This is a genomic window from Microbulbifer donghaiensis (assembly GCF_900129095.1).
Taxonomy (GTDB): domain Bacteria; phylum Pseudomonadota; class Gammaproteobacteria; order Pseudomonadales; family Cellvibrionaceae; genus Microbulbifer; species Microbulbifer donghaiensis.
The window spans coordinates 175,292-200,041 of the sequence record NZ_FQVA01000002.1 but is presented as its reverse complement, the minus strand read 5'-3'; the positions used below and the strand labels follow the sequence as shown (position 1 = coordinate 200,041).

20 protein-coding genes and 1 tRNA gene are annotated in these 24,750 nt (G+C 58.2%); 13 read left to right on the top strand and 8 right to left on the bottom strand.

The window, feature by feature from the left end; genetic code table 11:
- The first annotated feature begins 68 nt into the window (after positions 1 to 68).
- On the top strand, positions 69 to 587 hold the full coding sequence (locus BUC36_RS11175) for an STAS domain-containing protein (protein WP_073275147.1): 519 nt from the start codon (positions 69 to 71) through the stop codon (positions 585 to 587).
- A gap of 199 nt (positions 588 to 786) precedes the next feature.
- On the opposite strand, the gene BUC36_RS11170 is transcribed toward BUC36_RS11175, so the two are convergent.
- The 5 genes from BUC36_RS11170 to BUC36_RS11150 form a co-directional block, all read right to left on the bottom strand.
- Positions 787 to 1,248: a tellurite resistance TerB family protein gene (locus BUC36_RS11170; RefSeq protein WP_073275145.1), complete on the bottom strand. Its 462-nt coding sequence runs from the start codon at positions 1,246 to 1,248 to the stop codon at positions 787 to 789.
- Positions 1,229 to 2,224 carry a transaldolase gene (gene tal, locus BUC36_RS11165; RefSeq protein ID WP_073275143.1) on the bottom strand — a complete coding sequence of 332 codons (996 nt, stop codon included), beginning with the start codon at positions 2,222 to 2,224 and terminating at the stop codon, positions 1,229 to 1,231. The genes BUC36_RS11170 and tal overlap by 20 nt, the downstream gene beginning before the upstream one ends.
- Positions 2,225 to 2,265: 41 nt before the next feature.
- Positions 2,266 to 3,243 (bottom strand): tRNA dihydrouridine(20/20a) synthase DusA, encoded by a 978-nt coding sequence (gene dusA, locus BUC36_RS11160; RefSeq protein ID WP_073275141.1) that lies wholly within the window; start codon positions 3,241 to 3,243, stop codon positions 2,266 to 2,268.
- 259 nt (positions 3,244 to 3,502) lie between these two features.
- The gene (locus BUC36_RS11155; RefSeq protein ID WP_073275139.1) at positions 3,503 to 4,711 is read right to left on the bottom strand and encodes a glycerol-3-phosphate dehydrogenase/oxidase; all 1,209 of its coding nucleotides are present in this window, start codon (positions 4,709 to 4,711) and stop codon (positions 3,503 to 3,505) included.
- Positions 4,695 to 5,444: a glycerophosphodiester phosphodiesterase family protein gene (locus tag BUC36_RS11150; RefSeq protein WP_234994967.1), complete on the bottom strand. Its 750-nt coding sequence runs from the start codon at positions 5,442 to 5,444 to the stop codon at positions 4,695 to 4,697. The genes BUC36_RS11155 and BUC36_RS11150 overlap by 17 nt, the downstream gene beginning before the upstream one ends.
- A gap of 600 nt (positions 5,445 to 6,044) precedes the next feature.
- On the opposite strand from BUC36_RS11150, the gene BUC36_RS11145 reads away from it, so the two are divergent.
- Entirely contained in the window at positions 6,045 to 6,725 is a 681-nt protein-coding gene (locus tag BUC36_RS11145; protein WP_073275135.1) for a fimbrial biogenesis chaperone, read from the top strand.
- An 8-nt stretch (positions 6,726 to 6,733) separates the two neighbouring features.
- Here the strand turns inward: BUC36_RS11145 and BUC36_RS11140 are convergent, their stop codons facing one another.
- From BUC36_RS11140 to BUC36_RS11125, 3 genes are read right to left on the bottom strand one after another with little or no spacing between them, the layout of a single operon-like run.
- Positions 6,734 to 7,792, bottom strand: coding sequence for a hypothetical protein (locus BUC36_RS11140; protein ID WP_143186959.1), 1,059 nt, complete (start codon positions 7,790 to 7,792; stop codon positions 6,734 to 6,736).
- Positions 7,773 to 10,283 (bottom strand): TcfC E-set like domain-containing protein, encoded by a 2,511-nt coding sequence (locus tag BUC36_RS11135; protein ID WP_159436012.1) that lies wholly within the window; start codon positions 10,281 to 10,283, stop codon positions 7,773 to 7,775. Before BUC36_RS11135 ends, BUC36_RS11140 begins: the two co-directional genes overlap by 20 nt.
- 56 nt (positions 10,284 to 10,339) lie before the next feature.
- Positions 10,340 to 10,912: a hypothetical protein gene (locus BUC36_RS11125; protein WP_073275129.1), complete on the bottom strand. Its 573-nt coding sequence runs from the start codon at positions 10,910 to 10,912 to the stop codon at positions 10,340 to 10,342.
- A 306-nt stretch (positions 10,913 to 11,218) separates the two neighbouring features.
- Between BUC36_RS11125 and gltX the strand changes: the two genes are divergently transcribed.
- The 11 genes from gltX to rfbB all read left to right on the top strand — a co-directional run bounded on the left by gltX (position 11,219) and on the right by rfbB (position 24,733).
- The gene (gene gltX / locus BUC36_RS11120; protein ID WP_073275127.1) at positions 11,219 to 12,697 is read left to right on the top strand and encodes a glutamate--tRNA ligase; all 1,479 of its coding nucleotides are present in this window, start codon (positions 11,219 to 11,221) and stop codon (positions 12,695 to 12,697) included.
- Positions 12,698 to 13,263: 566 nt separating this feature from the next.
- Positions 13,264 to 14,175, top strand: coding sequence for a UTP--glucose-1-phosphate uridylyltransferase GalU (gene galU / locus BUC36_RS11115; RefSeq protein ID WP_073275125.1), 912 nt, complete (start codon positions 13,264 to 13,266; stop codon positions 14,173 to 14,175).
- A gap of 150 nt (positions 14,176 to 14,325) precedes the next feature.
- Positions 14,326 to 14,401, top strand: a tRNA-Ala gene (locus tag BUC36_RS11110).
- 1,416 nt (positions 14,402 to 15,817) lie between these two features.
- Positions 15,818 to 16,609, top strand: coding sequence for an ABC transporter permease (locus BUC36_RS11105; protein WP_073275123.1), 792 nt, complete (start codon positions 15,818 to 15,820; stop codon positions 16,607 to 16,609).
- Complete coding sequence (locus BUC36_RS11100; protein WP_073275121.1) at positions 16,606 to 17,316, top strand: ABC transporter ATP-binding protein; 711 nt, start codon at positions 16,606 to 16,608, stop codon at positions 17,314 to 17,316. The genes BUC36_RS11105 and BUC36_RS11100 overlap by 4 nt, the downstream gene beginning before the upstream one ends.
- A 9-nt stretch (positions 17,317 to 17,325) precedes the next feature.
- Complete coding sequence (locus BUC36_RS11095; RefSeq protein ID WP_073275119.1) at positions 17,326 to 18,546, top strand: KpsE/RkpR family capsule polysaccharide export protein; 1,221 nt, start codon at positions 17,326 to 17,328, stop codon at positions 18,544 to 18,546.
- 556 nt (positions 18,547 to 19,102) lie between these two features.
- On the top strand, positions 19,103 to 20,737 hold the full coding sequence (locus BUC36_RS11090) for a polysaccharide biosynthesis/export family protein (protein ID WP_073275117.1): 1,635 nt from the start codon (positions 19,103 to 19,105) through the stop codon (positions 20,735 to 20,737).
- 173 nt (positions 20,738 to 20,910) lie between these two features.
- On the top strand, positions 20,911 to 21,834 hold the full coding sequence (gene rfbA, locus BUC36_RS11085) for a glucose-1-phosphate thymidylyltransferase RfbA (protein ID WP_073275115.1): 924 nt from the start codon (positions 20,911 to 20,913) through the stop codon (positions 21,832 to 21,834).
- A gap of 74 nt (positions 21,835 to 21,908) precedes the next feature.
- Positions 21,909 to 22,457 carry a dTDP-4-dehydrorhamnose 3,5-epimerase gene (gene rfbC / locus BUC36_RS11080; protein WP_073275113.1) on the top strand — a complete coding sequence of 183 codons (549 nt, stop codon included), beginning with the start codon at positions 21,909 to 21,911 and terminating at the stop codon, positions 22,455 to 22,457.
- Between the two features lie 122 nt (positions 22,458 to 22,579).
- Positions 22,580 to 23,470, top strand: a complete 891-nt coding sequence (gene rfbD, locus BUC36_RS11075; protein WP_073275112.1) for a dTDP-4-dehydrorhamnose reductase — start codon at positions 22,580 to 22,582, stop codon at positions 23,468 to 23,470.
- A 183-nt stretch (positions 23,471 to 23,653) separates the two neighbouring features.
- Complete coding sequence (gene rfbB, locus BUC36_RS11070) at positions 23,654 to 24,733, top strand: dTDP-glucose 4,6-dehydratase (RefSeq protein ID WP_073275110.1); 1,080 nt, start codon at positions 23,654 to 23,656, stop codon at positions 24,731 to 24,733.
- The last annotated feature ends 17 nt before the right edge of the window (positions 24,734 to 24,750 follow it).

Sequence of the window (24,750 nt, the reverse complement as noted above, 5' to 3'; positions counted from 1 at the left end):
CACAAGTGAACTTTCGCCATCTGCTTGTGTGCAGTACTTGCCGCAGCGCGGATGTGCCAGGGGTTGTTATGCAGTCCGGGCAAATCATGGTTGGGTCCCACGCGGGCGTCTACGTCATCAAACTGGTCGGTGACGTGCGGCTCAACCTGTGCACCTCTTTCGATAGCTTTATCGACAACATGTTTGCGCACGACGACTTCACCGATGTGGTGTTCGATCTGCACGAGGCCGAAGGCGTTGACAGCACCACCCTCGGATTGATGGCAAAAATCGCGATTCGCGCGCTGGAGCGCGGCTGCCAGAAGCCGCTGGCCGTGTCCGCGGACGAAGGCATCCGCCACCTGCTGGATGCCATGGGTTTTGACGCGCTGATCGAAATCAGCGATGAGCACCGCGACTTCGAGGCCGAGACCCAGCCGCTGCAGTGCAAGACACCGGACGAGTGCGCGGCGCGGGAAAAGGTGCTGGAAGCCCACCGCGTGTTGATGAGCATGAACGAGCAGAACGCGGAGACCTTCCGCGATCTGGTGCATACCCTGGAGCTGGAGTGCGAGCCGATCGGCAAGCCCTCGGCGCGGATGCACTGAGATCTTTAATGCGGAATGATGAATGCGGAATGCTGAATACGAGATCTGGCATTCCCTTGTAGGAGCGGCGGGGTGGCCATCCGCCGGTGGCCGCGATCAGAGTTTGCGCGCGGCACTGCCGCTGACTCCTGCATCATGATTCCGCATTCCGCATTCCGCATTCCGCATTCCGCATTCCGCATTCCGCATTCCGCATTCCTCATTCCGCTTTCCGCATCTCCCTCGCCTCGGCCCGCGCCCGGGTAAACAGCCCGTGCGGCAGGTAGATCAGTTCTGCCACCCGGCGGATCATGTGTTCTTCAAAGGCCTCGATCACGTCGTCGGAAAACGCCACCTGCCACATCTGGCGAATCAACAGGTATTTGTCTTTCTCGTCGAACTGCTGGTTTACCGTCTGGGTAAATTCATACAGGGAGGTGGCCCTATCGCGGTGGGCGAGCGCCTCTTCGACGATCTCCCGCGCGTCCTCCGGCTGCAGCTGGTAATGCTGCTGCAGCACGTGGGTGAGGGTGACCTGCTCGCGTGGGTCCAGCTTCTGGTCCACGGTGGCGACTTCCGCCAGCAGTGCGGCGCTGATCATGCGGACGTCTTTTTCATTGCGCACTTCAAGATCGGCGCCGTTGCCGATCTGTTCGAATAGCTTACGAATTTGTCGCAGCATCGGTTTCCCTGTGTCCCATCATTTGCCCCTGGAGCAATATTTCCAGTCGCTCCTGGTCCTGTACGAAATTGCGAATGCCCTCGGCCAGCTTCTCCGTGGCCATGGCGTCGCTGTTGAGCTGGTAGCGGAAATCCGCCTCGCCCAGAGTACGCGCCGGGCGCGGCTCCGTATCCACATGTGCGGGCAGGCCCTGCGCCAAGGCTGTGCCGTCCTCTTCCAGCTCCTGCAGCAGCTGCGGGCTGATCGTCAGGCGGTCACAGCCGGCCAGCGCTTCGATCTCGCCGGTGTTGCGGAAGCTGGCGCCCATGACGATGGTGTCGTAACCGCGGGACTTGTAGTAATGGTAGATGTTACGCACCGACAGCACGCCCGGATCGTCCGCGGCGGTGAAGTCGTCGCGGCCGCTGTTGGCCTTGTGCCAGTCGAGGATGCGGCCGACGAAGGGCGAGATCAGGGTGACACCGGCCTCGGCGCAGGCGATCGCCTGGCTGAAGCTGAACAGCAGCGTCAGGTTGCAGTGAATGCCCTCGCGCTCCAGCACCGAGGCCGCGGCGATGCCCTCCCAGGTGGAGGCAATCTTGATCAGCACCCGCTCCCGGGCCACGCCGGCGGCTTCATAGAGCGCAATCAGGCGGCGCGCGTAATCGATGGTGGCGCGGGTGTCGAAAGAGAGGCGGGCATCCACTTCGGTGGAAACCACACCCGGCACCAGTTGCAGGATCTCCGCACCAATCGCCACCGCCAGTTTCATCGCCGCCAGTTTCGCGATATCCGCCGGCTCTCTATGGCTGGAGTGATGCTCGGCCCAGGCCAGCGACTCGGCGATCAGCTCGCGATACTGCGGCAGCTGCGCCGCCTTGAATAACAGCGATGGATTGGTCGTCGCATCCTGAGGTCGATAGCGGCGGATCGCTTCTATGTCACCGGTATCCGCTACCACCTGGCTGCGCTGCTTGAGTTGCTCCAGCTTGTTCATTCCTCTCCCTCGCTTGTCTCTTGAATTCCTGAATATCGGCGTTACGCGGCCTGCGTCACCAGCGCCAGCGCCTGCTCCACCACGTCCGGGCCGGCGCCTTTCCTGTGGGCGTTCTCGCTAAGGTGGCGGCGGAAGCGGCGCGCTCCCGGCAGCCCCTGAAACAGCCCCAGCATGTGCCGGGTGATGTGGTTCAGGCGCTGGCCGCGGCTCATCTCCCGCTCGATATAGGGCAGCATCTGCTGCACGACCTGGGCCGCATCCGGGCCGGGTTCCCCGTCGAACAGTGCGCTGTCCACCTCTGCGAGCAGTGCTGGGGTCTGATAGGCCGCGCGCCCCAGCATAACACCATCCACATGGCGCAAATGTTGCCGGCACTCCTCGAGTGAGTTGATGCCGCCGTTGAGCACGATTTCCAGCTGCGGGTAGTCCCGCTTCAGCTGGAATACCATGTCGTAATTGAGCGGCGGTATCTCCCGGTTTTCCTTCGGACTGAGGCCGTTCAGCCAGGCCTTGCGCGCGTGCACGATGAAAGTGCCGATGCCGACGGCAGCCTGCGCCTCGACGAAGGCTGTCAGGCCGGCGTAGTCCTCCATGTCGTCGATGCCGATACGGTGTTTCACCGTCACCGGAATCGAAACGGCATCGCGCATCGCCGCCAGGCCCTCGGCCACCACTTGCGGCTCCGCCATCAGGCAGGCGCCGAAACGGCCCGACTGCACCCGGTCGCTGGGGCAGCCGCAGTTCAGGTTGATCTCGTCGTAGCCCCACTCCTCGGCGATACGGGCACACTCGGCCAGCTCGCGCGGATCGCTGCCGCCGAGCTGCAGGGCCAGCGGGTGCTCCGCCGCATCGAACTGCAGGTGCCGCTCCCGGTCGCCATGCAGGATAGCGCCAGTGGTCACCATCTCGGTGTACAGCAGGGCGCGCTTGCTGAACAGGCGCCACATATAGCGGCAGTGCCTGTCGCTCCAGTCGAGGAGTGGCGCGGTGCAGAAGCGGTGGGAGAGGGAATCGGACATAAAACTGCGGTCGGGAAAGCACTGAAATCAAAAGACCCGCGCATTATAGGGGATGCGCTGCCGATGCCCTAAATTGTGCGAGCCTGCCTCGCAGGGCCAAGACGTGCGCCTACAAAGCGATACGTTGTCCGCGGATTGGCGACCCGCCAAGGATGGCGGGGCCGGGGCCAGATCGAACGCGATAGTGTCGCGCCCATGGATGGCAAACACAGTGTCCATTGCAGGAGACTATCGCCCGCAGGGCAGGCTCCCACAGGGATTAAAGATTGCGCTCCTTCTCCGACAGGCTGCTGTTGGCGCAGCGCGCGACGACTTCGTCAGCGCCGGCATTGTCCGCCTCCAGGGTCGGGCGCAATTTCTTCATGATCTTGCGCGCGGTGGCGCGGTAGCTGGTGAGCTTGCCACCGGCCACTGCCAGTATCCTCGGCAGCTTTTCGTTGTCGCAGGAGATCAGTGTCTCCCGCGGCCGCGCGAAGGGGCTCTTTGCCATCTGCGGCAGCACCCGCAGGCCGGCGAAACTGTCGCTGATATCGTGCACCTGCAGGCCGCGGGCCTGCGGGAAATAGCGCTGCAGGGTGCGCAGCAGGTAGCTCTCTTCCTCCATGGTCGGCTGCACATCGCGGGGATCGCCGAAATAGTTGCGCTCGGTGGTACCGACCAGGGTCTCTCCCTGCCAGGGCATCACAAATACCGCGCGGCCGTCCTCGGCCTCGACGTAAAAGATCTTTTCGCCCAGGGACAGCGGAACCTGGATGTGGGTACCGGCCACCAGGTCGATAGGGGGCAGGGGCACGGGCGGTGTGCAACGCGAGTTGGTATCGGCAACCCAGGGGCCGCTGCAATTGACCAGCGCCCGCGTGCGCAGTGTGCTGAGCTGGCCGTCGGCAACATAGTCGACGCGCACCCCGCTGCTGGTCAGCTCGGCACCGACGAGGCTGCCGGGGCAGATCAGCTGCGCGCCTTCGAGCATCGCGGATTCGACCACATTGCGGGTCAGCGCGGCATCGTCGGTCTGCGCATCGTAATAGCGGTAAACCGCCACCAGGTCGTCACAGTTGAGACCGGCAAGCCTTTTCCAGTCCCGTTGCCGCACTGCGCGGAACCGGGAATAGCCGCTGCTGACCCCGGCGAGCAGTGCATACAGGGTCAGCCCCAGCCGCACCATCCACGCCGGCCTCTTGCTGTACTGATACACCGGTATATAGAAGGGCACCATGTGCACCAGCTGCGGCTTGTTCTCCAGTAGCCAGCGCCGCTCGCGCAGGCACTCGTAGACCAGCTGGAACTGGCCGCTCTCCAGATAGCGCAGGCCGCCGTGAATCAGCTTGGAAGAGCGGGAGGAGGTGCCGGTGGCAATGCCCAGCTGTTCGAGCATCACCACCCGATAGCCGGCCTTGGCCAGTGCCTCTGCGGCGCCCGCTCCCTGGATACCCGCGCCGACTACCAGAACATCAAAATCCGTAGACATCGCTGGCTTCTCGCGAGCGCATCAACAGCGGCAGGTCGCCGGTCAGAATATGGTGGGCGCCACGCGCGCGCCAGCGCACTGCGTCCGCGGCCGAATTGATCTCGTAGACCACCCATTGCCAGGGGCCGGGCGGCAGCTCATCGATCTCAACCTCGCTGTCGCGAATTAACAGGTAATCCGGCGCCAGGGTGACGACACTCGCCGACAGGCACTGGACCACGCTGTTCACCTGCAGGGCCACCCGGTGGCAGCCGAGGCTGCGCGCCATGCGCAGGCTACGGTGATCCCGGGTCAGCAGGGCGAAGGATTCGCACTCCCGGCGCATCAGGTCCACGACGGTTTCCACGGCTATGTCCGGGCCCATGCTGATCAGGCTCGATTCCGCCAGCTCGATATACCAGTCCAGGTGGCGGTGGCAGCTGGCCCAATCCACCAGCTGGGTAAAGGTGTTCAGGGGGAGCCGGCGCAGCTCGCGGTCTCTCAACTCGTGAAACGGGCGCACCTTGCCGCTGCCCGGTACGTGCAGCGTGTCGCGGTGGTAGCACCAGGGAGTGCCATCGGCGCTGATCCGGATGTCGCACTTGATCGCGCAGGCGCCAAGGCTGTGGGCGGCCTCGAAGGCGGCAATCGTGTTTTCCGGGTGGCGGCTTTTATCGCCTCGATGCGCAATCAGCATGAGAGTCAGGTCCGGATAGTGGGAATTATTGTCATCATGACGCGAGCGGTCGCTCACTCGCAGATCCACTGGTACAACGGACCGGCGATCGCCACCGGCCCTACAGGAAAAAATAGACGGTGAGGCGGTGGTTGCAAGCCGGTGACAGCGGAAAATCTGGCGCGGAAAGGAATTCCAGCGGGAGCCCCGGACAAGGCCGACTAGACTGAAGGCTGGTCGCCCGGCCGATCGGTTCGGGCGCTTCGTGTATCCAGCGTCAGGGATCAGCAATGACAGCAATGGGGCAGGGAAGGACCGCGGCCGCTCTTGTTTTGAGCGCCAGCCTACTGCCGGCCTTTGCGGCTGCAGACAGCGTAAGTGCATCGGCCTCCGTCCGTATCACCCTACAAATCCCCTCAAGAGTGGAGTTTCACCAGATTGATGGCGGGGATCTTGAACAACTGTGTCTCAGTAATATCCCTGTTCGGCAGTTCTCAGTCGAACTTACCAGTGATAGAGGCACTAGTAGGCTGCTTCCAGGACAAAGTGGCAGCACCTGCTTAACTGTTGATGCCACTCGAAGTGTCGAGTCGATCATTATCGCGGCGCAGTAGTTGTTTCGGGCCGGTAGGCGCTAGAATAGACTTCCTCTTAGTCAGTCGTTCTATTTCGAGCAAAATGCAAAGATTAATTGCCGCTTGTCTGATGTTGCTGGCCCAGTCTGCTCTGGCCGGGATGTCCCTCGACAAGATGATCCTGTATCTGGATGACGTTCCCAATGCCCGCGATGACGTGGTGGTTTCAAATCCGGACAGAGAGCCCCTCTATTTACAGACGGAAATTTTTCGTGTGGATAACCCTGGCCAGGAGAACGAAAGGGTCGTCCCCATTACCGATCCTAAGGACTACAAGCTGTTGGTGAGTCCAACTCGAGCCATAATTCCTCCTGGGTCGCAGAAGCGTTTTCGTCTTATGTCGGTGGAGAGAGATCTGGCACAAGAAGCAGTGTATAGGGTGACCTTCAAGCCCGTTGTAGGTGATATCACAACCAAGGCAACTGGAGTAAAAATTCTTGTTGCCTATCAGGCTCTGATTTTTGTTCAGCCGCGCGACGGTGCTTACCAACTGGAGTTGGCAAAAGAGGGAGAGGAGTGGAAGCTCCGCAATAGCGGCAACATCAATGTGGAAATCAGGAAACTGGAGTTTTGCCGCGCTGAAACTCGCTGTGAGTCCATTCCGCTTTCCGGGCGCATTTATCCAGGCGCCTACAAAACCCTGAAATTGCCTCAGGGAAAGGGCTATCTGAAACTAAACGCTTATGACGGTAAAGAAAGCAGTGAAGAGAGGCTGCCGGTGTAGTCACCGGCCTACTGGGGAGTGACCGTCAAAGTCAGAGTGTCTTGATAGGTGCCGCTTTCGGCCCCTTGGGCATCGGCAAATTTGACCAGGATAGTCAGGCGCATATTCTCCTCGCCCGCATTGCAGTTGACGTTGGTGCCTGAGCCCAACCAATTGTTGATGCTCTCGGTTCCCTCCGTCAAATATTCCGGCAAACTGCCCCCGGTATCCTCTATCTTCACGCTGTAGGGTATTTGCGTGACGGGGCCCTGCAGCAAAAAAGTGCCGCTGCCGCCGCTCGTATTGCTCAGTCCGAGCACTTTGAAATAGCCGCCGCCGAGATTGTACACACAGAAATCGTCCTGCATCACGGTATCGCCGCCGGTGTTCAGCGTGCTGGTCAAATCTGTGAGGCCGGCGATACGGATGACGGGGGGCACCGTTATGGAAATGGTGAATGGCAGCCTTATCAGCTCTGTGGTGCAGTAGGTGATGCCGTCTTTACCAGTTTCGCAGAAGTCCTGCTGGTCGATGGAAAGATAGAACGTTCCGCTGTAGTTCCCGGAATAACCGGTCAGGATTAAAGACTCAAGCTCCACGCGGAGAAAGTAATCCGTCAGTGCACCTCTGCTGGCTCCGGGGAAGGGCGAGTTGTTACCCGTAAAACGCTGGTTGGGTACAAGCTTGTTTGTATTGGCCGCCGTCTCTCCGAAGAACAGGTGGACCGGCAACGTCTGGCCATAGGCGTTGTGAAGTAAATAGCTATTGCCGGAGCTGAAATCGTCATCAATAGTTACTTCAAAATTGGCGGCAAACTCGCAGCCAACGTGATTTTGATTCTTTGGTCCACAGCTACGGATCTGAAAACCAATGTCGCCCTGTGATGCGATCGTGTTGTCGTAGGTGAAATTGAAAGTTTGGTTTTCGAGGCCGCAGATACCGATGTACATATCATCGCCGCTGGAGGTACTGCCGTCACCACAGGGATCCTGATTCGTCGAAGCTGCCACCGCGTCTCTTCCGCCTGTGGTTATTAACACGAAGACTGCGGCCGTCAGGAAAAAGTGATTAATTGCGGGCAATTTCATCGCGATCACACTTCGCTTGGCTGAGTTCTATGGTGCCCAGATTCAGCCAGTCTCTATCTGAACTCTGCTCAACAACCGGCACCTGGCAGTGGTTCCAGTTGATATAGGAAAAATTGAGTCGTTGTGGCGCAGTGTAATACTCCAGTTGGAACAGCCCGAATTGATCGGTTACGGTTTCCTGCCCCGCCAGCTTGAATCTCGCTCCTGTCACCGGCTTGCCATTTTCAGTGATACGGCCGACTACCAGTACCAGCGATTTTACGTCATAGCTGGTGCTGGCGATATTGCCCGGATAAAGGGTGACGGTCTCGCTGTTGTCCTGGAAGTCGTAGAATCCCTGTCCGAGGGGCCTGACAGCTATTTCATAGGTGTCAAAAGCTGGCACGCTAATGAGTGTTTGTTCACCGCCAGTTGCATAACCTCGGCGCTGGCCGTTGATGAGGATTTCGAACTGGTCTTCGTCGGCGCCGTTGATGCCTACCAGTACTCCACTGCCGTAAGATTGCTCGCCGCCCCAGGTAAAGTGATCGCCGTCTGTCGCCAGCGTCGTGCTGAAGCTGCCTACATAGCTCAGAGTCTTGTTGTTTCTGTCGAGGTAATTCAGGGCGGATGCAAAATAACCGCGACGGCCGGCCACCCGTGTGTTGCTGCGCAGTGACAGTGCATCGCCGTCAGTCTCGCCATAAACTTGCTGCTGTACATCGCTGGCCCACAAGTCGCCATCGGTCCAGCTGCTGCTGAAGCCAGCAAATTCACGGCGCTCTTCGTCCACTCCGCTGTCGGTGCGCAAGCTGGCCCCGTGGTTCCAGGGTCCGTCGTTGTAGCGAAACTGTACATTAAGGCTGAACAGTTGCTCGTCACCGCTATCGTTGTAACTGAGCCGTAGGTCGCCATTCCAGGACTTTGCGCGTGCAAATGGGTACTGGTATTCGATAGTGCGCAGAGGATCGTTTCCTACTGCGATGTCAGCCAGTTGCAGCTGGCTGTTATTTATTTCCTGGCCCGCGTCTCTCATTGAGTAACGCGCACTCAAGCGTCCTTTGCCGAGCGGTACATTCAGTGCGGCACTGCGGTTGTGATAGCCGCGCTCGAGTAGGGCGTCCTCTACGGAAGCTTCGTCTACGGAATCCAGATAGCTCTCCTGCAACAGTAGCGTTGCCCAGGAACTCTTCAGAGATACGGTCAGCCGTCGACCGCTGCGCCCGTCTGAAGTACCTATAAGACTCGGAGAAATATCGATATTGGGGGTGATCCAGCGCCCCCCCAATTCCAGCGCCTGGGATCCTTCGCCCAGGGTTGTGCTGGCGAATAGTCCCAGGTTGTCGAGTAGCCGGCGCCCGAGGCCGGCTTGCAACAAGTAGTTGCTTTGCGCGTCGGGAATCGAGGAGCTGTTGTCGACACGCTCGGCCGGTGTGCCCAGCATGAGGTTCCATTGCCACTCTCCGGGTGCGGGCAATAGTGAATCCTTGGCGAAGAACTGCTCGAATTCTTCCAGCGGGCGGCCGTCCTCTGCGAAGGCCTTTACCTTCACCTGATAAGCTCCTTGGGGGAAACTGCGAGTGCTCACCAGCTGGTTGCCCGCCTCAATCAATTGGCTGTGGATCAGACGGTCGTCCCGGTAGACTTCCACCCGCCCACGCACAGGCAGATACACCTCCAGAGGCGTCCCTGTACGCAGATCACCGTCCACGCGGGTGTTGTTGGACTGGTAGTACTCGACACCGTATAAGGGCCCGCTATTGATAAATCGACTGTTACTGCCTCGAGGTTGCAGTAACCCGACCGAAAAGGCCTTGCCGCGGTAGTCCCTCGTCCAATACAGGTCGGTGATCTGGGTTGCGGGTTCGGAGGTATCACTGACCGACCAGCGCCCCTGCAACGAGCTTTCACCGAAGCTCAGGATCGACTCCCCGAACAAGCTGGCGCTCTGGCTGTCCCGGCTATCGCTCTCCGGCTCGGAACGGGAGCCGGACCAGCTGCCAGACAGGCGTTGACTCAGGGCAAACTGGTTACTGGCCGGTGGCAGATAGGGGTCGTCCAAAACCTGTCGCGTTGGCAGATAGTCGGCGCCGATGAAGATATCCACGCGGAAGCGATCCGCATCGTAGATAACGTCAAGCACAGCGGCTTCCACGACACCACAGCGAACGCGTTGATTACTCCTGCAAACTAGGTGACTGTTAGTGGGGAGTGTTTGGCTAAGGCGACCGAGCAGTTTTTCCCTGGCAATAGTTTTGGGCAGTTTGTCGAGCAGTGCCGTCGGCTGCTCGAATTTCAGGGTAGTGGGGCTGACAAGGGCGCGCTGATTACGGTCGATCAGGCGTCCGCCATAATAGACATCCACGACCAACGGGGTGGGTTCGGTGAGTTCTTCGAACCCCGCGGGCGGCGCAGTCTCCATAATAAACGCCGCAGCCGCGGCCGCTATGGTAGGCGCGCTGTTGGAAAGGAGAGCGCCGCACAGGGCGAAGTGCCATGTGATGCGTTTCATAGGGCAATGGGCAACCTCTAAGTTCGTAGAGGTTGCCATCTGGATACAGTTTCGAGTTACAGGGCGGTTACTGTGACGGTCAGCACGTCGGAGAAACTGCTTACGCCGCTATTTCCGGCAGCGTTTATTTCGGCTGCGCTCACACTGACCTGTATTTGAGCATTGTCAGTATCGCCAGCCCCGCCGGCGCCGGTGCAGTTCAGATTATTTGTCGTGATATAGGGACCAGCTGAGACACCAGTGGTCGCGTCTACTGCAGTTACATCTGCGGCATCTGTATCGTCATCGAAGCGAACCTCGTAGATAACATACGTCGGTGTCGCTGCGCCATCGGACAGGCGGAACTCTTGAACCCCTGCATTCGCATTTGCACCAGAGAAACTGACCGAGTAACTGTCAGTAGCGAACCGGCCAACACAAACATTTTCTGAATCGGTGTAGCTGTTACCCGAATCGAGAGTGAGATCCTTATCGAAACCTGCGATAGAGATCTGTTTTTCGACGATCAAATTGATATTTAGCTCGCCTTCTGAAGTCGAACCGGCAGTACCATCTTTGAATGCCAAAGTGGAGGCTGAGGCTAGAAAAGCCGCCGTCGCGGCCAATGTGCGAATAAAGTTCTTATTCATGGCAAATCTTCCTGGGACCATAAATTCATGTTGGTGATATGAGACGATTAAGCAGGCGAATACCTTACTGCGACTAATGTTATTGTTTTGGTCAAGGCAGTCCATGCATTTGGCGCCAATGATACTTTTTCCGTGATACAAGTCACGGTTTTTGTGTATGTTTTTTGTCTAATAGCAGTAATTTGTGCCAGTTAGTTCAGAAAGTCAGCTTCGTGGCTGTCTCTGTGCCCGGAGCCCCGCCGGCGCTATAATCCCGCGCCTCAAAACGATCAAATTTGATCCACTTCAATCCCAACCAGGTTTGATATGACCACCGTAAGAACCCGAATCGCACCTTCCCCCACCGGCGACCCCCATGTGGGCACCGCCTATATCGCCCTGTTCAACCAGTGCTTCGCCCGCGCCCAGGGTGGCCAGTTTGTTCTGCGGATCGAGGATACCGATCAGCAGCGCAGCACTCCCGAGTCTGAACAGGCCATCCTCGACAGCCTGCGCTGGCTGGGGCTGGACTGGCAGGAAGGTCCGGATGTGGGTGGCCCCCACGGGCCCTACCGCCAGAGCGAGCGCGGCGACATCTATAAGAAGTACTGCGAAGAGCTGGTCGAGAAGGGCCATGCGTTCCACTGCTATCGCACCGCCGAGGAGCTGGAGCAACTGCGCGAACAGCTGCGCGAGGCCGGCCGCACCGCGCTGAAGCCGAGCGATCTGGCGCTGTCGAAGGAAGAGTTCGAGCAGCGTCGCGCCGCCGGCGAGCCCTATGTAGTGCGCATGAACGTGCCCGAGAGCGGCACCTGTGTGGTGGAAGACCTGCTGCGCGGCCCCATCGAGATCGACTGGGGCCAAGTCGATGCGCAGATCCTGCTCAAGTCAGACGGCATGCCCACCTACCACCTGGCCAACGTGGTGGACGATCACCTGATGGAGATCACCCACGTGCTGCGCGGCGAGGAGTGGATCAACTCCGCGCCCAAGCACAAGCTGCTGTACGAGTACTTCGGCTGGGAAATGCCGGTGCTGTGCCACCTGCCGCTGCTGCGCAATCCGGACAAGACCAAGTTGTCCAAGCGCAAGAACCCCACGTCCATCCTCTATTACCAGCGCGCCGGCTTTATGCCCGAGGCGCTGCTGAACTATCTCGGCCGCATGGGCTGGTCCATGCCGGATGAGAGCGAGAAGTTCTCCCTGGACGAGATGCTGGCGCATTTCGACATCTACCGCGTATCCCTCGGCGGCCCGGTGTTCGACGTCGAGAAACTGTCCTGGCTGAATGGCCTGTGGATCCGCGAGCTGGAAAACGAGCAGCTGGCCGACCGCCTGACCGAGTGGATGTTCAACCGCGACAACCTGTTGAAGGTGCTGCCGCACGCCCGTGAGCGTATGGAGACCTTTGGCGACTTCGCTCCGCTGGTCAGCTTCCTCGCCGCCGACAAGCTGGGCCTGAACGAGGAGAGCTTCAGCGGCAACAAGCTGGAACTGGAAGAACAGAAGAAGCTGCTGCAATTTGCCCTGTGGCGCCTGGAAACCCTGCGCAGCTGGGATCGCGACAGTATCTTCGCGACGGTCAAAGACCTCGCCACTGCAATGGATATCAAGCTGAAGGACTTTAACGCGCCGCTGTTCGTAGCAATCAGCGGCACCACGGCCTCCTTCTCCGTGATGGACGCCATGGTCCTGCTGGGCCCCGATCTCAGCCGCGCGCGCCTGCGCCAGGCCGTCGAGGTGCTCGGCGGCGCCGGCAAGAAGGTGCTGAAGCGCTGGGAGAAGGAGTACGCGTCGCTGGCATAATCGGCTTCGCTAATACTCCATCGAATTCGGGCGGCCAACAGGTCGCCCGATTGCATTTTGGGTCAGTGGATTTATGTTTCACTGGAGGAGCCGATCAGGTGCCCGGTGTTGCGGAAGTTATTCAGATCGTGTTCCAGCGTCCCATTCCGTCCATTCACTCGAGGCTAGTATTACTACCGACAAGCAATAAATGGATTCTGCTCGTGGGAATTACGTCGCGTGAAATTTTCCACGGAATGGGTGCTCTGCTAAAGTGTGATGCAAGTCACAAAGCAGTTTCGGCCAGAGCAATAGCCGGTCGACCGGAGCAGCAGAGATAAATGGTTTAGGAAAAGTTGTAGGCACGGATTGCCAGGTTGGGGTTGCCCACATGCGAAAGGCGTAAGTGGCCAGGGGGTAAAGCCACTGCGCCCGACGGTTTATCGGCAGGAATTGCTGCGCTCTGACGCGCGCTCGTTAGCCTCCTTTTCTCTCCTTTTTATTTTCGCTGTTAACAAATCGTTGCGACACGCAGCTGAACCCAGCGCGTCGCTCAAAAAATAATCTGTATTAATAGGAACAGAAGAATGAGCGCTGTTAAAAAAGCCGTAATTCCGGTTGCCGGCCTCGGCACCCGTATGCTGCCAGCCACCAAGGCCATCCCCAAGGAAATGCTGCCGATTGTGGATAAGCCGCTTATCCAGTATGTCGTTAACGAGGCGGTTGCCGCCGGTATCAAGGAAATCGTGCTGGTCACCCATGCCAGTAAAAACGCTATCGAAAACCACTTCGATACCTCCTTCGAGCTGGAGGCCCAACTGGAAAAGCGCCTCAAGCGCCAGCTGCTGGATGAGGTCCGCTCCATCGTTCCACAGGACGTCACCGTGATCTCCGTGCGCCAGGCGGAAGCCAGGGGCCTCGGCCACGCCATCGCCTGCGCCCGCCCGGTCGTGGGCGACAACCCCTTCGCCGTGCTGCTGCCCGATGTCCTGATCGACCAGTACGCCGCGGATCTGCGCTCGACCAACCTGGCATCCATGGTGCAAAACTTCGAGAAGTCTCAAATTGGCCAGATCATGGTCGAGCCGGTTGCCTGGGAAGACGTGAACAAATACGGCGTAGTGGACTGCCTCGGCGCAGACCTGCAGAGCGGCGGCACCGCCAAGATCGACAGCATGGTGGAAAAGCCCAGCGTCGATGACGCGCCATCCAATATGTCTGTCGTGGGCCGTTACGTGCTGCCCGCAGAAATCTGGACCCTGCTGGAGCAAACCCAGCCCGGCGCCGGCGGCGAGATCCAGCTGACGGACGCGATCGACGAGCTGCTGCAGATGCAGTCGGTCGAAGCCTACCGCATCGTCGGCCGCAGCCACGACTGCGGCAGCAAAACCGGCTACATGACCGCCCAGCTCGAATACGGCCTGCACCACCCGGAAGTGGGCAGCACCCTGCGGGAATACCTGGCCAGCGCGGAGCAACAGGCTGCAGAAGTGGCCTGACGCCAGAGGCGGCGCGGGCCCTGGCCCGCCCCAATACCAAAGGCGACGCCCCGGTCGCTAACTAATTGATTAAAAAGTTATTTTTCTTGTTGACAGGCGTCCACGCATTGTTAAAATGCGCCCCGCTTTCGACGGAAAGCACAACAATTTGGGGCTATAGCTCAGCTGGGAGAGCGCAACACTGGCAGTGTTGAGGTCAGCGGTTCGATCCCGCTTAGCTCCACCAAACAAAGAAACCCCCGCACCGAAAGGTGCGGGGGTTTTTTTGTTTGGCCGGGCGAGGATCGAACCGCTGAAAGCGGTTTGATACCGCGGGGGCGCCTAGTCCGGGGCGCGTAGCCTTAGCTCCACCAAATACGAAAAAGGCCGCATCCTTTCGGATGCGGCCTTTTTCGTATTTGGTGGAGCTGCGGGCTCGAGGCAAAGCCTCGGTTCACAAGACACCACAAAGCGCCCGCACGGCCGGGCTCGCGCGCGAGCGACCCCAAAGAGGTGAGCGGGCAAAAGCCCGGGAAACAACCTGCGGCCCAGAAATACCATCACCCAGAAGGTTGCCGAGCCAGTCATCAATGTTGTCGTCTACAGCACCGGCTCTTGCTGGCAAGTGCGGACAGAAGCAGCTATTTAAAAGGTGTGAGTAAGTTGGGCTAATCAATGATGGAGGTTTGTGCCATTTCGTGAATTCTTGTGAGCACAGGTGGAACAGCCGCTATAGGCGCATCTGAGTTCAGCTCGCAAGAGGCGGAACATGGGTATAAGCGAGCCGCTGTAGTTTCTACAATTACTCGCAACGGTAGCCGTATGTGCGGTAGCGCGATTGTGCACTAGCCGCGCCTCGCGGCGACTTCCCCAACAAAAAGCCCGCTTTGCGGGCTTTTTTTGTGGGCCCAGGTGAGGCCCTGCGGTTGCGCAAAATTTTCGCTTGCAGTGTTGAGGTCAGCGATTCGATACCGCCGGGGCACGCAGCCTTAATGCCACCAAATACGAAAATGGCTTCAGCAGGGAGGGGAAAGCAAAGCCCCCGGTTCACAAGGCACCGCAAAGCGGTGCCGCAGAGCGCCCGCACGGCCGGGCTCGCGCTCGAGCGTCCCCGAAGGGGTGAGCGGGCAAGCTCGCGAATCATCCCACGCCCAGATCTAGCCGCAGGCTCGAATGGTCGCCAAGGAAGCGGGGGGTTATTTGGCAAAGCTGCGTGCTCGAGGCAAATCCCCCAGTTCACAAGGCACCACAAAGCGATGACGCAGAACGCCCGCACAGTCGCACTGGCGACTGCGAAGGGGGTGGGCAAAAGCCGACGAGCAGGCAAAAATGTGCGCCAGTGCACATGTAATGGCGTGTAATGCGCCGGACGTGTATGCTCCGCCCCCCTTAGTTAGAATGCTCGCCTGTAATTTGGGGGGAATGGGTGCTGGGGCAAAAAACAATAGATGAGGGACGCCAGAAATCGTCCAATTTTTAGTCATCCTATCTTGACTTACCTGACACAGCTGGTGAAAATTGCACCACAATTTTACAGGGGCTGTAACTTTTTGGGTCTCGGGGGGCTATACACCTTTTCAGGTAATTCCAGACTTGCCCGTTACAGTTGTCGTTAATTAATCTGGCTGTTTGAACATCATCCAGCCCAAAGAAAAAGACCAATATGGGCCCGACTGTCCACCGTACACCCTGGCAAATCCAGCGCGATGTGATCCATGCGCTGCTGGTGCGCGAGATGAAAACCCGCTTCGGCAAGTGGAAGCTGGGTTACGCGTGGGTGTTGCTGGAGCCTGCCATGCATATCATGTTGCTGGCGTTTATCTTCAGCTTTGCGGGCCGGGAGTTCTATCCGGGCATCCCCACCATGCTGTTTATGCTGGCAGGTATCGCCCCTTTCCTGTTCTTCAACCACAGTTTTTCCAAAGCCCTTGCAGCAGTGGAATCCAATCGGGGGTTGTTCAACTACCGTCAGCTGCGTCCTTTCGATGCCGTCGTGACCCGGGTGCTGCTGGAGTTCGCCATTTATCTGTTCAGTACGGTCGCGCTGCTGGCGATACTGGCCTGGTTCGGCGTATCTGCCACATTCAACGATTTCCTGTTACTGGTTGCGGTAAACGTGCTGTACCTGTGCTTCTGCCTGGGTATGAGCCTGGCCCTATGCGTAGCTGGTGAGCGCTTTCCTGAAGCCGCTAAGTTTGGCCCGATGATCGTGCGGCCGCTGTACTTTATGTCCGGTGTCTTCTTTTCCCTGGAGCAAATTCCAGAGCAATACCACCCGTACCTGGCCTGGAACCCCATCCTGCATGTGGTGGAGCTGACCCGCGAAGGCCTGTTTGCCAGCTATCACGGCATGTTCGCAAACCTGCCTTATTTCGCTTTCTGCTCGCTGGGCATGCTCGGCTTCGGCTTGCTCGTTTACCGTAGCCAGTGGCGCGATCTGGTGCGCAGCCGATGATAGAGCTGCGCAACCTCACCAAGTCCTATCGCACACCTCAGGGCCGCAAGGTGCTGTTTAAGGATGTGAATGCGATTTTCCCGGAGGGGAAGAATATCGGCATCCTCGGCCGCAATGGTGCCGGCAAGTCCACCCTGCTGCGCATTATGGGGGGGATCGACTACCCGGATTACGGGCGGGTGATTACCGACCAACGTATCTCCTGGCCGATGGGCCTCGCCGGTGGTTTTCAGGGCAGCATGACCGGGCGCGAGAATGCCGCCTTTATCTGTGGTATTCATGGCATCTGGGGCGAGAGTCGCCGCCGGGTGCTGGACAAAGTGCAGGACTTTGCCGAAATCGGTAATTACTTCGACGCGCCGGTTAAGACTTACTCCTCCGGTATGCGTTCTCGCCTGGCATTTGGCCTGAGTATTGCTGTGGATTTCGATTGCTACCTGGTGGATGAAGTGATGTCGGTGGGGGATGCGCACTTCAAGCACAAGTGCGAACAGATCATTGCGGAAAAGCGTAAGACGGCCAACTTCATCATCGTCGCCCACGCGATGCCGACATTGAAGAAAAACTGCGATGTAGGAATCTATCTGGGGCCGGAAGGGCTGAAGATCTTCGATACCGTGGATGAGGCGATTGCCTTGTATCAAGCGGGGCTGCCAAAGCCTCAAGCACAACAACAAAATCGAGCCGCGCAAGCGCTCAATGCATAAGACGCTGCCATGGAAACTTCTGAATCGCTCGCAGCAGAGCAACAGCCCAAGACCGACGCCGGTGCGCTTAAAAGAGCCTCTGAGGCAGTGAAGGTCGCTGCCAATGAGCCGCAGGCGGAGCAGGGCCGGAATTCCGGTTTCCGCCGCTGGCGCGGGTTGGCGCTCTGTGTCGCGTTGCCGCTGTTGCTGGTAAGCGCCTACTATCTTCTCTGGGTGTCAGACCGCTATGTCAGCAGCACCCAGCTGATCGTAAAAGACAACAGCTCCAGCCAGGGCATGTCGTCCACCCTCGGTTTCCTAGTGCCTGGCATGGGCACAGACAGCCAGGATGCCTTTCTGGTGGTCAACTATATCCAGTCCCTGGATATGGCGTTGTATCTGGATGACGCGATGGGCCTCGCGAAGTACTACAAGAGCGATCGCTACGATTGGTATTCGCGCCTCGCCGAAGATGCTACCCAGGAAGACTACCTGGAGTACTACCGTGACCATATCGCCGTCGGCCACGACGAGACGACCGGCATTATCACCATCGAAATGCAGGCCTTCGAGCCCGAGTTTGCTCGGCGCCTGATCGAGACGGTTACGCAGAAATCCGAAGATTTCGTCAATGCGATCAGCAACCAGCTGGCCGACAAGCAGGTTGCGTTTGTGCGCAGCGAACTGGAACTGGCGCAGAGCAAACTGCGCAGTACCAAGCAGAGCATTCTCGATTTCCAGAACCGCAACAAGGTGGTCAGCCCGGAAGAGCTCACCAAAGGCATCAGCGGCATTATCCAGGGGCTGGAGGCCAAGCTGGCCGAGCAGCGCGCCAAGCTCACCGCGGCCAGGACTTACCTGAATCCCAGCTCCTCCCAGATCGTCTCGCTGAAGGCGGAGATCGATGCGTTGGAAAACCAGATAGCAGAAGAGAAAGAGCGCCTGGTCGGCGTCTCGGAAGTGCAGGGCGAGCAGCGCCTCAATAGCCTTAATGCCCACTTCCAGAATCTGGAACTGGACCTGCAGTTCGCCACCGATGCCTACGCCGCATCGCTGAAGGCGCTGGAAACCGCGCGCATGGAAGCCTCCGGCCGACTCAAGCACCTGATGGTCGTCAGCCGGCCATCGCTGGCGGAAGACGCGGAGTACCCGCGCAAGCTATATAACCTGGCCAGCCTAGCAGTGATACTACTGCTGATTTACGGCATCGGAAAAATGCTGGTATCCAGCATTCGCGACCACAGGATTTAACTAGTTCGTCATTCCGGCGCAGGCCGGAATCCAGCTCGTAGGATGGGCACAAATCGGCAGGATTGCCGATTTGGACGCCGAAGGCGCGCGCGAAGCGGGCGAGCGCCATGGATGGCGCGAGTCAACGGAGCGAAGCGACGTGCCCATCATGTAGGAGCCTGCTTGCAGGCGAAAAGAACAGAACTCCGTAGCCGTTCGCCTACAAGCAGACCGCTACAGCGAAAAATATACAACCCGGACTATTCCAACCGAAATCCGGGCATAGCCCGTAGGATGGGCACAAAGCGGCGGGATTGCCAATTTGGACGCCGAAGCTCGTAGGATGGGCACAAATCGGCAGGATTGCCGATTTGGACGCCGAAGCTTGTAGGATGGGCAAAGGAGCGAAGCGACGTGCCCATCATGTAGGAGCCTGCTTGCAGGCGAAAAGAACAGAACTCCGTAGCCGTTCGCCTACAAGCAGACCGCTACAGCGAAAAAATACAACCCGGACTATGCCAACCGAAATCCGGGCATAGAGAACAAAGACCTAACACAAAATTTAAGATCGAAAAAAATGATCGCAAAAAAACTGAAAATCTATGGGGGACTACTGGGGCTGATGACCGCTCTGGTATGGCCAAACGCTCAGGCGCTGGAAACCCAGCAGCTGGACAAAGATGCGTCCAACGAAATCCCCGAGTCCAGCGTGCCGGTTTTCGGCCAGTCGCTGTTCCAAGGGGGCTTCAAAGACCAGCCTTTCAACGGCTTCAACCCGGACTACCGGATTACCGTCGGCGACCAGATTAACCTGCAATTGTGGGGCGCTTACAGTTTCAGTGCCACACTGGCGGTAGACCCGCAGGGGAATATTTTTGTGCCTGAAGTCGGGCCGGTGCGCGTCGCCGGGGTGAAAAACGGTGAGCTCAATGAATTCGTACTTCGCCATGTAAAGCGCGTCTTCAAGAACAATGTGCGCTCCTACGCGAACCTCGAGGCCAGCCAGCCGGTCAAGGTGTTCGTCACCGGTTACGTCAACAGCCCGGGGCTTTATAGCGGATTTTCGTCCGATTCCATTCTCTATTACCTGGATAGCGCCAACGGAATTGAGCACGACAGCGGCAGCTTTATCGATGTGAAGGTCCTGCGCGGCGACCAGCTGCTACAGAAGGTCAATCTTTATAACTTCCTCGTCGAAGGCACCATGCCCGCGCTGCAGCTGCGCAATGGCGACGCCATCGTCGTCGGCCCGCGCAACGGTGCCGTGTCCATCGAGGGCGCCGTGCAGCAGGCGGCACAGATCGAGTTTATCGGCCCCTACACCCAGCTCGGCGAAATGCTGCTGGTCACCAAGCCGGATCCGCAGGCCAACTTTGCCCGCATTACCCAGGTAATTGATGACCGGCAGCAGGCGAGTTACCAGCCGCTGTCGGAAGCATTGGCTACGCCGTTGTACCCGGGGGCGCGGGTCGAGCTGGTTCGGGATAACGACATCAAATCCATATCCGTCAGCGTCAGCGGCGAAGTCGATGGCCCCGCCACTTTTGTATTGCCTTACGGCGCGACCCTGGAATACCTGCTGGCGCAGCTGAGTTTCCGCGCCAATGCAGATCGCTCCGCAGTACAGCTGTATCGCAAGAGTGTCGCGGAAAAGCAGCGTGTCGCCCTTGAGCGCTCGCTGGATGCGCTGCAGATGGAAGTACTGACACGCCAGCCCAACACCGAACTGGAAAAAGGCGCGCAACGGGATAACGCCGCCATGATCCAAAACTTTATTGCCCAGGCACGCAAGGCCAAACCGCGCGGCCAGGTGGTGTTGGCCAACACACCAAACGCCGGCGCCATGCTGCTGGAAGATGGCGATGAACTGGCTGTGCCGGTCAGAGCCTCAACGATTTCCGTGGTCGGTGAGGTGGTCTTTCCCACCTCGCTGGTATTCAACGAGAAGCGCAAGCTGAAAGACTACATCGAACTGGCCGGCGGTTTTGCCAATAACGCCAACCAGGAAGAGCTGGTGATCCTGCACCTGGACGGCACCATAAGCCGCATCGAAGACGGGAAATTTAACAGCCGCCTGAAAGGCGTGCTGCGCCCGGGCGACGAAATCATGGTGATGCCGAAGATCCAGTCCAGCGAGTTGCAGGTAACCAAAGACGTCACGGAAATTCTGTACCGTATCGCGGTGGGTACTGCGGCGGTGCTGTCTTTCTAAAAATGGCAGAGTGATTTAGTAAAGGGGAAATGGCGGCCCGGTGCCGCCAATTGGGGAAGCAGCTGCGTCTGTAGGCCAGACAGTTGGCTGGCGGATCGGGTCATTGTGGGGATGATTTGCGCCGGGCCGACGCCTGCAGTCCGCAATGCTGCGTTTAGCAACAGAGAGTTACTATGTTGACCAACAGTTCTGCGGTGTCGGATCGCAAAGGCATCATTCTGGCCGGCGGTTCGGGTACGCGCCTGTATCCGCTGACCAAAGGTGTCAGCAAACAGCTGATGCCGGTGTATGACAAGCCGATGATCTATTACCCGCTGACCACACTGATGCTGGCGGGCATTCGCGATATTTTGATCATCACCACGCCCCAGGAACAGTGCCTGTTCCAGAACCTGTTGGGCGACGGCACCCAGTGGGGTATCAACCTCAGCTATGCGGTGCAACCCTCGCCGGATGGCCTTGCGCAGGCCTTTATCATCGGGCGCGAACACGTAGGTAACAATCCCAGCGCGTTGGTGTTGGGGGATAATATCTTTTACGCAGAACGTTTCAGTGACGTGCTTCGCAATGCGGATAATCGCGAAAGTGGGGCAACGGTTTTCGGTTATCACGTGGCCGATGCCCGCGCCTATGGCGTGGCCGAGTTCGATGCAGAAGGCAGGGTCATCAGCATCGAGGAAAAGCCCGAACAGCCCAAATCCAATTACGCAGTTACCGGCCTCTACTTCTATGACAACCAGGCCTGCGACCTGGCGCAGGAAATCCAGCCGAGCGCCCGCGGCGAGCTGGAAATCACCGACCTCAACCGAATGTACCTGGAGCAGGACTTGCTCAATGTCGAGCTGATGGGACGCGGATCCGCCTGGCTCGACACCGGCACCCACGACAATCTGCTGGAAGCGGCACATTTTGTGCAAACGATCGAACGCCGCCAAGGGCTCAAGGTCGCCTGCCCGGAAGAAGTGGCCTTCCGCAAGGGCTTTATCACCGCCGAGCAACTGGAAGCGCAGACCCAGCCGCTGCTAAAGAGCGGTTACGGCCAATACCTGCTACAGGTGCTAGCGGAATCCCAAAGCGATCACCTGTTTGCCCGCTAACTAGGCTGTTAAGGCGCTTATAGAAAGGCCGCGCAAAGAACGCGGCCACTAAACAAACATGCAAGACCAGTAGTATGAAAGTTATTGATACCGCCATAGCGGACGTAAAAATTATTGAGCCGAAAGTCTTCGGTGACGAACGGGGGTTTTTTTTCGAGTCTTACCGCCAGGACGTGTTCGATCGCGAATGCGCGGAGCGCGTGTTCGTACAGGATAACCACAGCAAATCCGGCCAGGGCATCCTGCGCGGCCTCCACTACCAGACCCAGCAAACCCAGGGAAAACTGGTACGCGTCACCCAGGGCGAAGTGTATGACGTAGCTGTAGACCTGCGCCGCAGCTCCCCGACCTTCGGCCAATGGGTAGGCGTCACTCTATCCGCAGAAAACAAGCGCCAGTTATGGGTGCCCGAGGGTTTTGCACACGGCTTCTACGTCACCAGCGAGTCCGCCGAGTTCGTCTACAAATGCACCGACTACTACGCACCAGAACACGAACACTCCATCCGCTGGGATGACCCGGACCTAAATATTGACTGGCCCCTGGTCCACGGCGAACCCCCAAGGCTGTCCGCCAAGGATGCCGAAGGCAAGTTATTAAGGGATGCAGTGACCTTCGACTGACACCTCAGTCTCGTCATCCCGGCGCACGCCGGGATCCAGCGAACGAACAGGAAAGACCAGTCGATTGCACCATTGCCCGGGCAATGAAGCGTTAAAAAACGAACATCAAACACTAGCAAGCCATGAAAATATTAGTCACCGGAAAGTACGGCCAGCTGGCCCAAGAACTGCAAAAGCGCTGCCCGGCAGAGGTAGAGCTGATTGCCCTGGATCGCCAAGAACTCGATATCAGCAACCGCGACGCGGTCATGGCAACACTGAAAGAAGTGCGCCCTGAGGTAGTAATCAACGCGGCCGCCTATACCGCAGTAGACAAAGCAGAGTCCGAAGCAGAATTGGCCTATGCGATCAATGCCAATGGTGCCGAGAGCGTGGCTCTGGCCTGCAGAGAGTTCGACGCTCGGCTGATTCACGTTTCCACCGACTTCGTGTTCGACGGACAAAAATCCAGTCCGTACACCGTTGACGACCAAGTTCGACCACTGGGTATCTACGGCGAAAGCAAAGCGGCGGGTGAAGAAGCGGTTCGGGCAATTCTGCCGCACGCCGTCATCGTCCGCACCGCCTGGGTCTATGCGGCCCACGGCAACAATTTTATGAACACCATGGTGCGCCTGATGGCAGAGCGTGAACAGCTCGGTGTAGTCGCCGACCAGATCGGCACACCAACCTGGACCGGCACCCTGGCCAAAGCGCTATACGCACTGGCGAGCGAGAGCGGAGCGGAAGGCATCTACCACTGCACCGATGCCGGCGCTGCCAGCTGGTACGACTTCGCCATAGCGATCTATGAAGAAGGCAAGGCGGCCGGCCTGCTGCCCGCGGAGAAAAACGTACAGATCAAACCCATCACCACAGCGGACTACCCAACCCCAGCCGCGCGGCCCTCATACAGCGTGCTGGACAAAAGCCGTCTGGTGAACGAACTGGGAATGGAATTACCCCACTGGCGCCAGTCCCTGCGCCAGGCCCTGGCCGAAAAGGCAGGTAAAACAGCATCGAGCGATACGTAACAACTATTTCCCTCGTCATCCCGGCGCAGGCCGGGATCCAGGAACAGAGATTCGTAATTCCAGCGCAGCCTGGAATGCAAAAAAAAGAAGATCGTCATCCCGGCGCACGCCGGGATCCAGAAACAAAGATTTGTCATCCCAGCAAAGGCCGGGACCCAGAAAAAACGGAAGTAACAGAAACCCATGAACAACCTACTGGTAACCGGCGGCGCCGGCTTCATAGGTGCCAACTTCGTCCACTACTGGATGAAGACCTACCCGCAGGACAAAGTCGTCGTGCTGGATGCCCTGACCTATGCCGGCAACAAGGCCAATCTGGATCCAGTCGCGGAAAACCCGAACTTTGTTTTTTGCCATGGCAACATTTGCGATACAGAACTGGTGGAAACCCTGCTAAAGGAGCACCACATAGACACCCTGGTGCACTTCGCTGCAGAGAGCCATGTAGACCGCTCCATCAGCGGACCGGATGCTTTTATTGAGACCAATATCATCGGCACCCACAGCCTGCTCAAAGCCGCAAAGAAAATCTGGCTGGATGAAGGGCTGAATAAAGAGAATCACCGATTCCACCACGTCTCCACCGATGAGGTATATGGAACGCTCGGCCCGACCGATCCTGCATTTAGCGAGACCACACCGTATGCGCCGAACAGCCCGTACTCTGCCAGCAAGGCAGCGTCGGACCATCTGGTGCGCGCATACCACCATACCTACGGTTTGAAGGTTACCACCAGCAACTGTTCCAACAATTACGGACCGTATCACTTCCCCGAGAAGCTGATCCCGCTGGTAATCACCAACATCCTGCAGGACAAGCCGCTGCCGGTTTACGGCGATGGCCAGCAGATCCGCGACTGGCTGTATGTAGAAGACCACGCGCGCGGCATTGATCTCGTGATCAAGAAAGGGCAGGTGGGCGAGTGTTACAACATCGGTGGTATCAATGAGTGGGCCAATATCGATATCGTCAAGCTCATCTGCGACCTGACGAATAAAGCCTTCGCGGAGGATTCAACCCTCGCAGATAAATTCCCCCATGCGGCGCAAGTGCAGGCGGGAAATGCAGAGAAGCTAATAACTTACGTAACCGATAGGCCAGGCCACGATCGTCGTTACGCGATTGACCCACGGAAATCCAACGAAGAACTCAATTACAAGCCCGTGGAAACCTTTGAGGCGGGCCTTCGAAAAACTGTTTACTGGTTCCTGAATAACGAGGCCTGGTGGCAAGCCATCATGGATGGAAGTTACAGGAACTGACCAAGATTTAGAGCGAC

Coding starts and splice junctions, on each gene's coding strand:
- BUC36_RS11140 (WP_143186959.1), bottom strand. CDS start 7,792: ATGAAATTGCCCGCAATTAATCACTTTTTCCTGACGGCCGCAGTCTTC.
- BUC36_RS11100 (WP_073275121.1), top strand. CDS start 16,606: ATGATAGAGCTGCGCAACCTCACCAAGTCCTATCGCACACCTCAGGGC.
- rfbA (WP_073275115.1), top strand. CDS start 20,911: ATGTTGACCAACAGTTCTGCGGTGTCGGATCGCAAAGGCATCATTCTG.
- BUC36_RS11135 (WP_159436012.1), bottom strand. CDS start 10,283: ATGAAACGCATCACATGGCACTTCGCCCTGTGCGGCGCTCTCCTTTCC.
- BUC36_RS11155 (WP_073275139.1), bottom strand. CDS start 4,711: ATGTCTACGGATTTTGATGTTCTGGTAGTCGGCGCGGGTATCCAGGGA.
- BUC36_RS11170 (WP_073275145.1), bottom strand. CDS start 1,248: ATGCTGCGACAAATTCGTAAGCTATTCGAACAGATCGGCAACGGCGCC.
- BUC36_RS11095 (WP_073275119.1), top strand. CDS start 17,326: ATGGAAACTTCTGAATCGCTCGCAGCAGAGCAACAGCCCAAGACCGAC.
- BUC36_RS11175 (WP_073275147.1), top strand. CDS start 69: ATGCAGTCCGGGCAAATCATGGTTGGGTCCCACGCGGGCGTCTACGTC.
- galU (WP_073275125.1), top strand. CDS start 13,264: ATGAGCGCTGTTAAAAAAGCCGTAATTCCGGTTGCCGGCCTCGGCACC.
- gltX (WP_073275127.1), top strand. CDS start 11,219: ATGACCACCGTAAGAACCCGAATCGCACCTTCCCCCACCGGCGACCCC.
- tal (WP_073275143.1), bottom strand. CDS start 2,224: ATGAACAAGCTGGAGCAACTCAAGCAGCGCAGCCAGGTGGTAGCGGAT.
- rfbD (WP_073275112.1), top strand. CDS start 22,580: ATGAAAATATTAGTCACCGGAAAGTACGGCCAGCTGGCCCAAGAACTG.
- rfbC (WP_073275113.1), top strand. CDS start 21,909: ATGAAAGTTATTGATACCGCCATAGCGGACGTAAAAATTATTGAGCCG.
- dusA (WP_073275141.1), bottom strand. CDS start 3,243: ATGTCCGATTCCCTCTCCCACCGCTTCTGCACCGCGCCACTCCTCGAC.
- BUC36_RS11105 (WP_073275123.1), top strand. CDS start 15,818: ATGGGCCCGACTGTCCACCGTACACCCTGGCAAATCCAGCGCGATGTG.
- BUC36_RS11125 (WP_073275129.1), bottom strand. CDS start 10,912: ATGAATAAGAACTTTATTCGCACATTGGCCGCGACGGCGGCTTTTCTA.
- rfbB (WP_073275110.1), top strand. CDS start 23,654: ATGAACAACCTACTGGTAACCGGCGGCGCCGGCTTCATAGGTGCCAAC.
- BUC36_RS11090 (WP_073275117.1), top strand. CDS start 19,103: ATGATCGCAAAAAAACTGAAAATCTATGGGGGACTACTGGGGCTGATG.
- BUC36_RS11145 (WP_073275135.1), top strand. CDS start 6,045: ATGCAAAGATTAATTGCCGCTTGTCTGATGTTGCTGGCCCAGTCTGCT.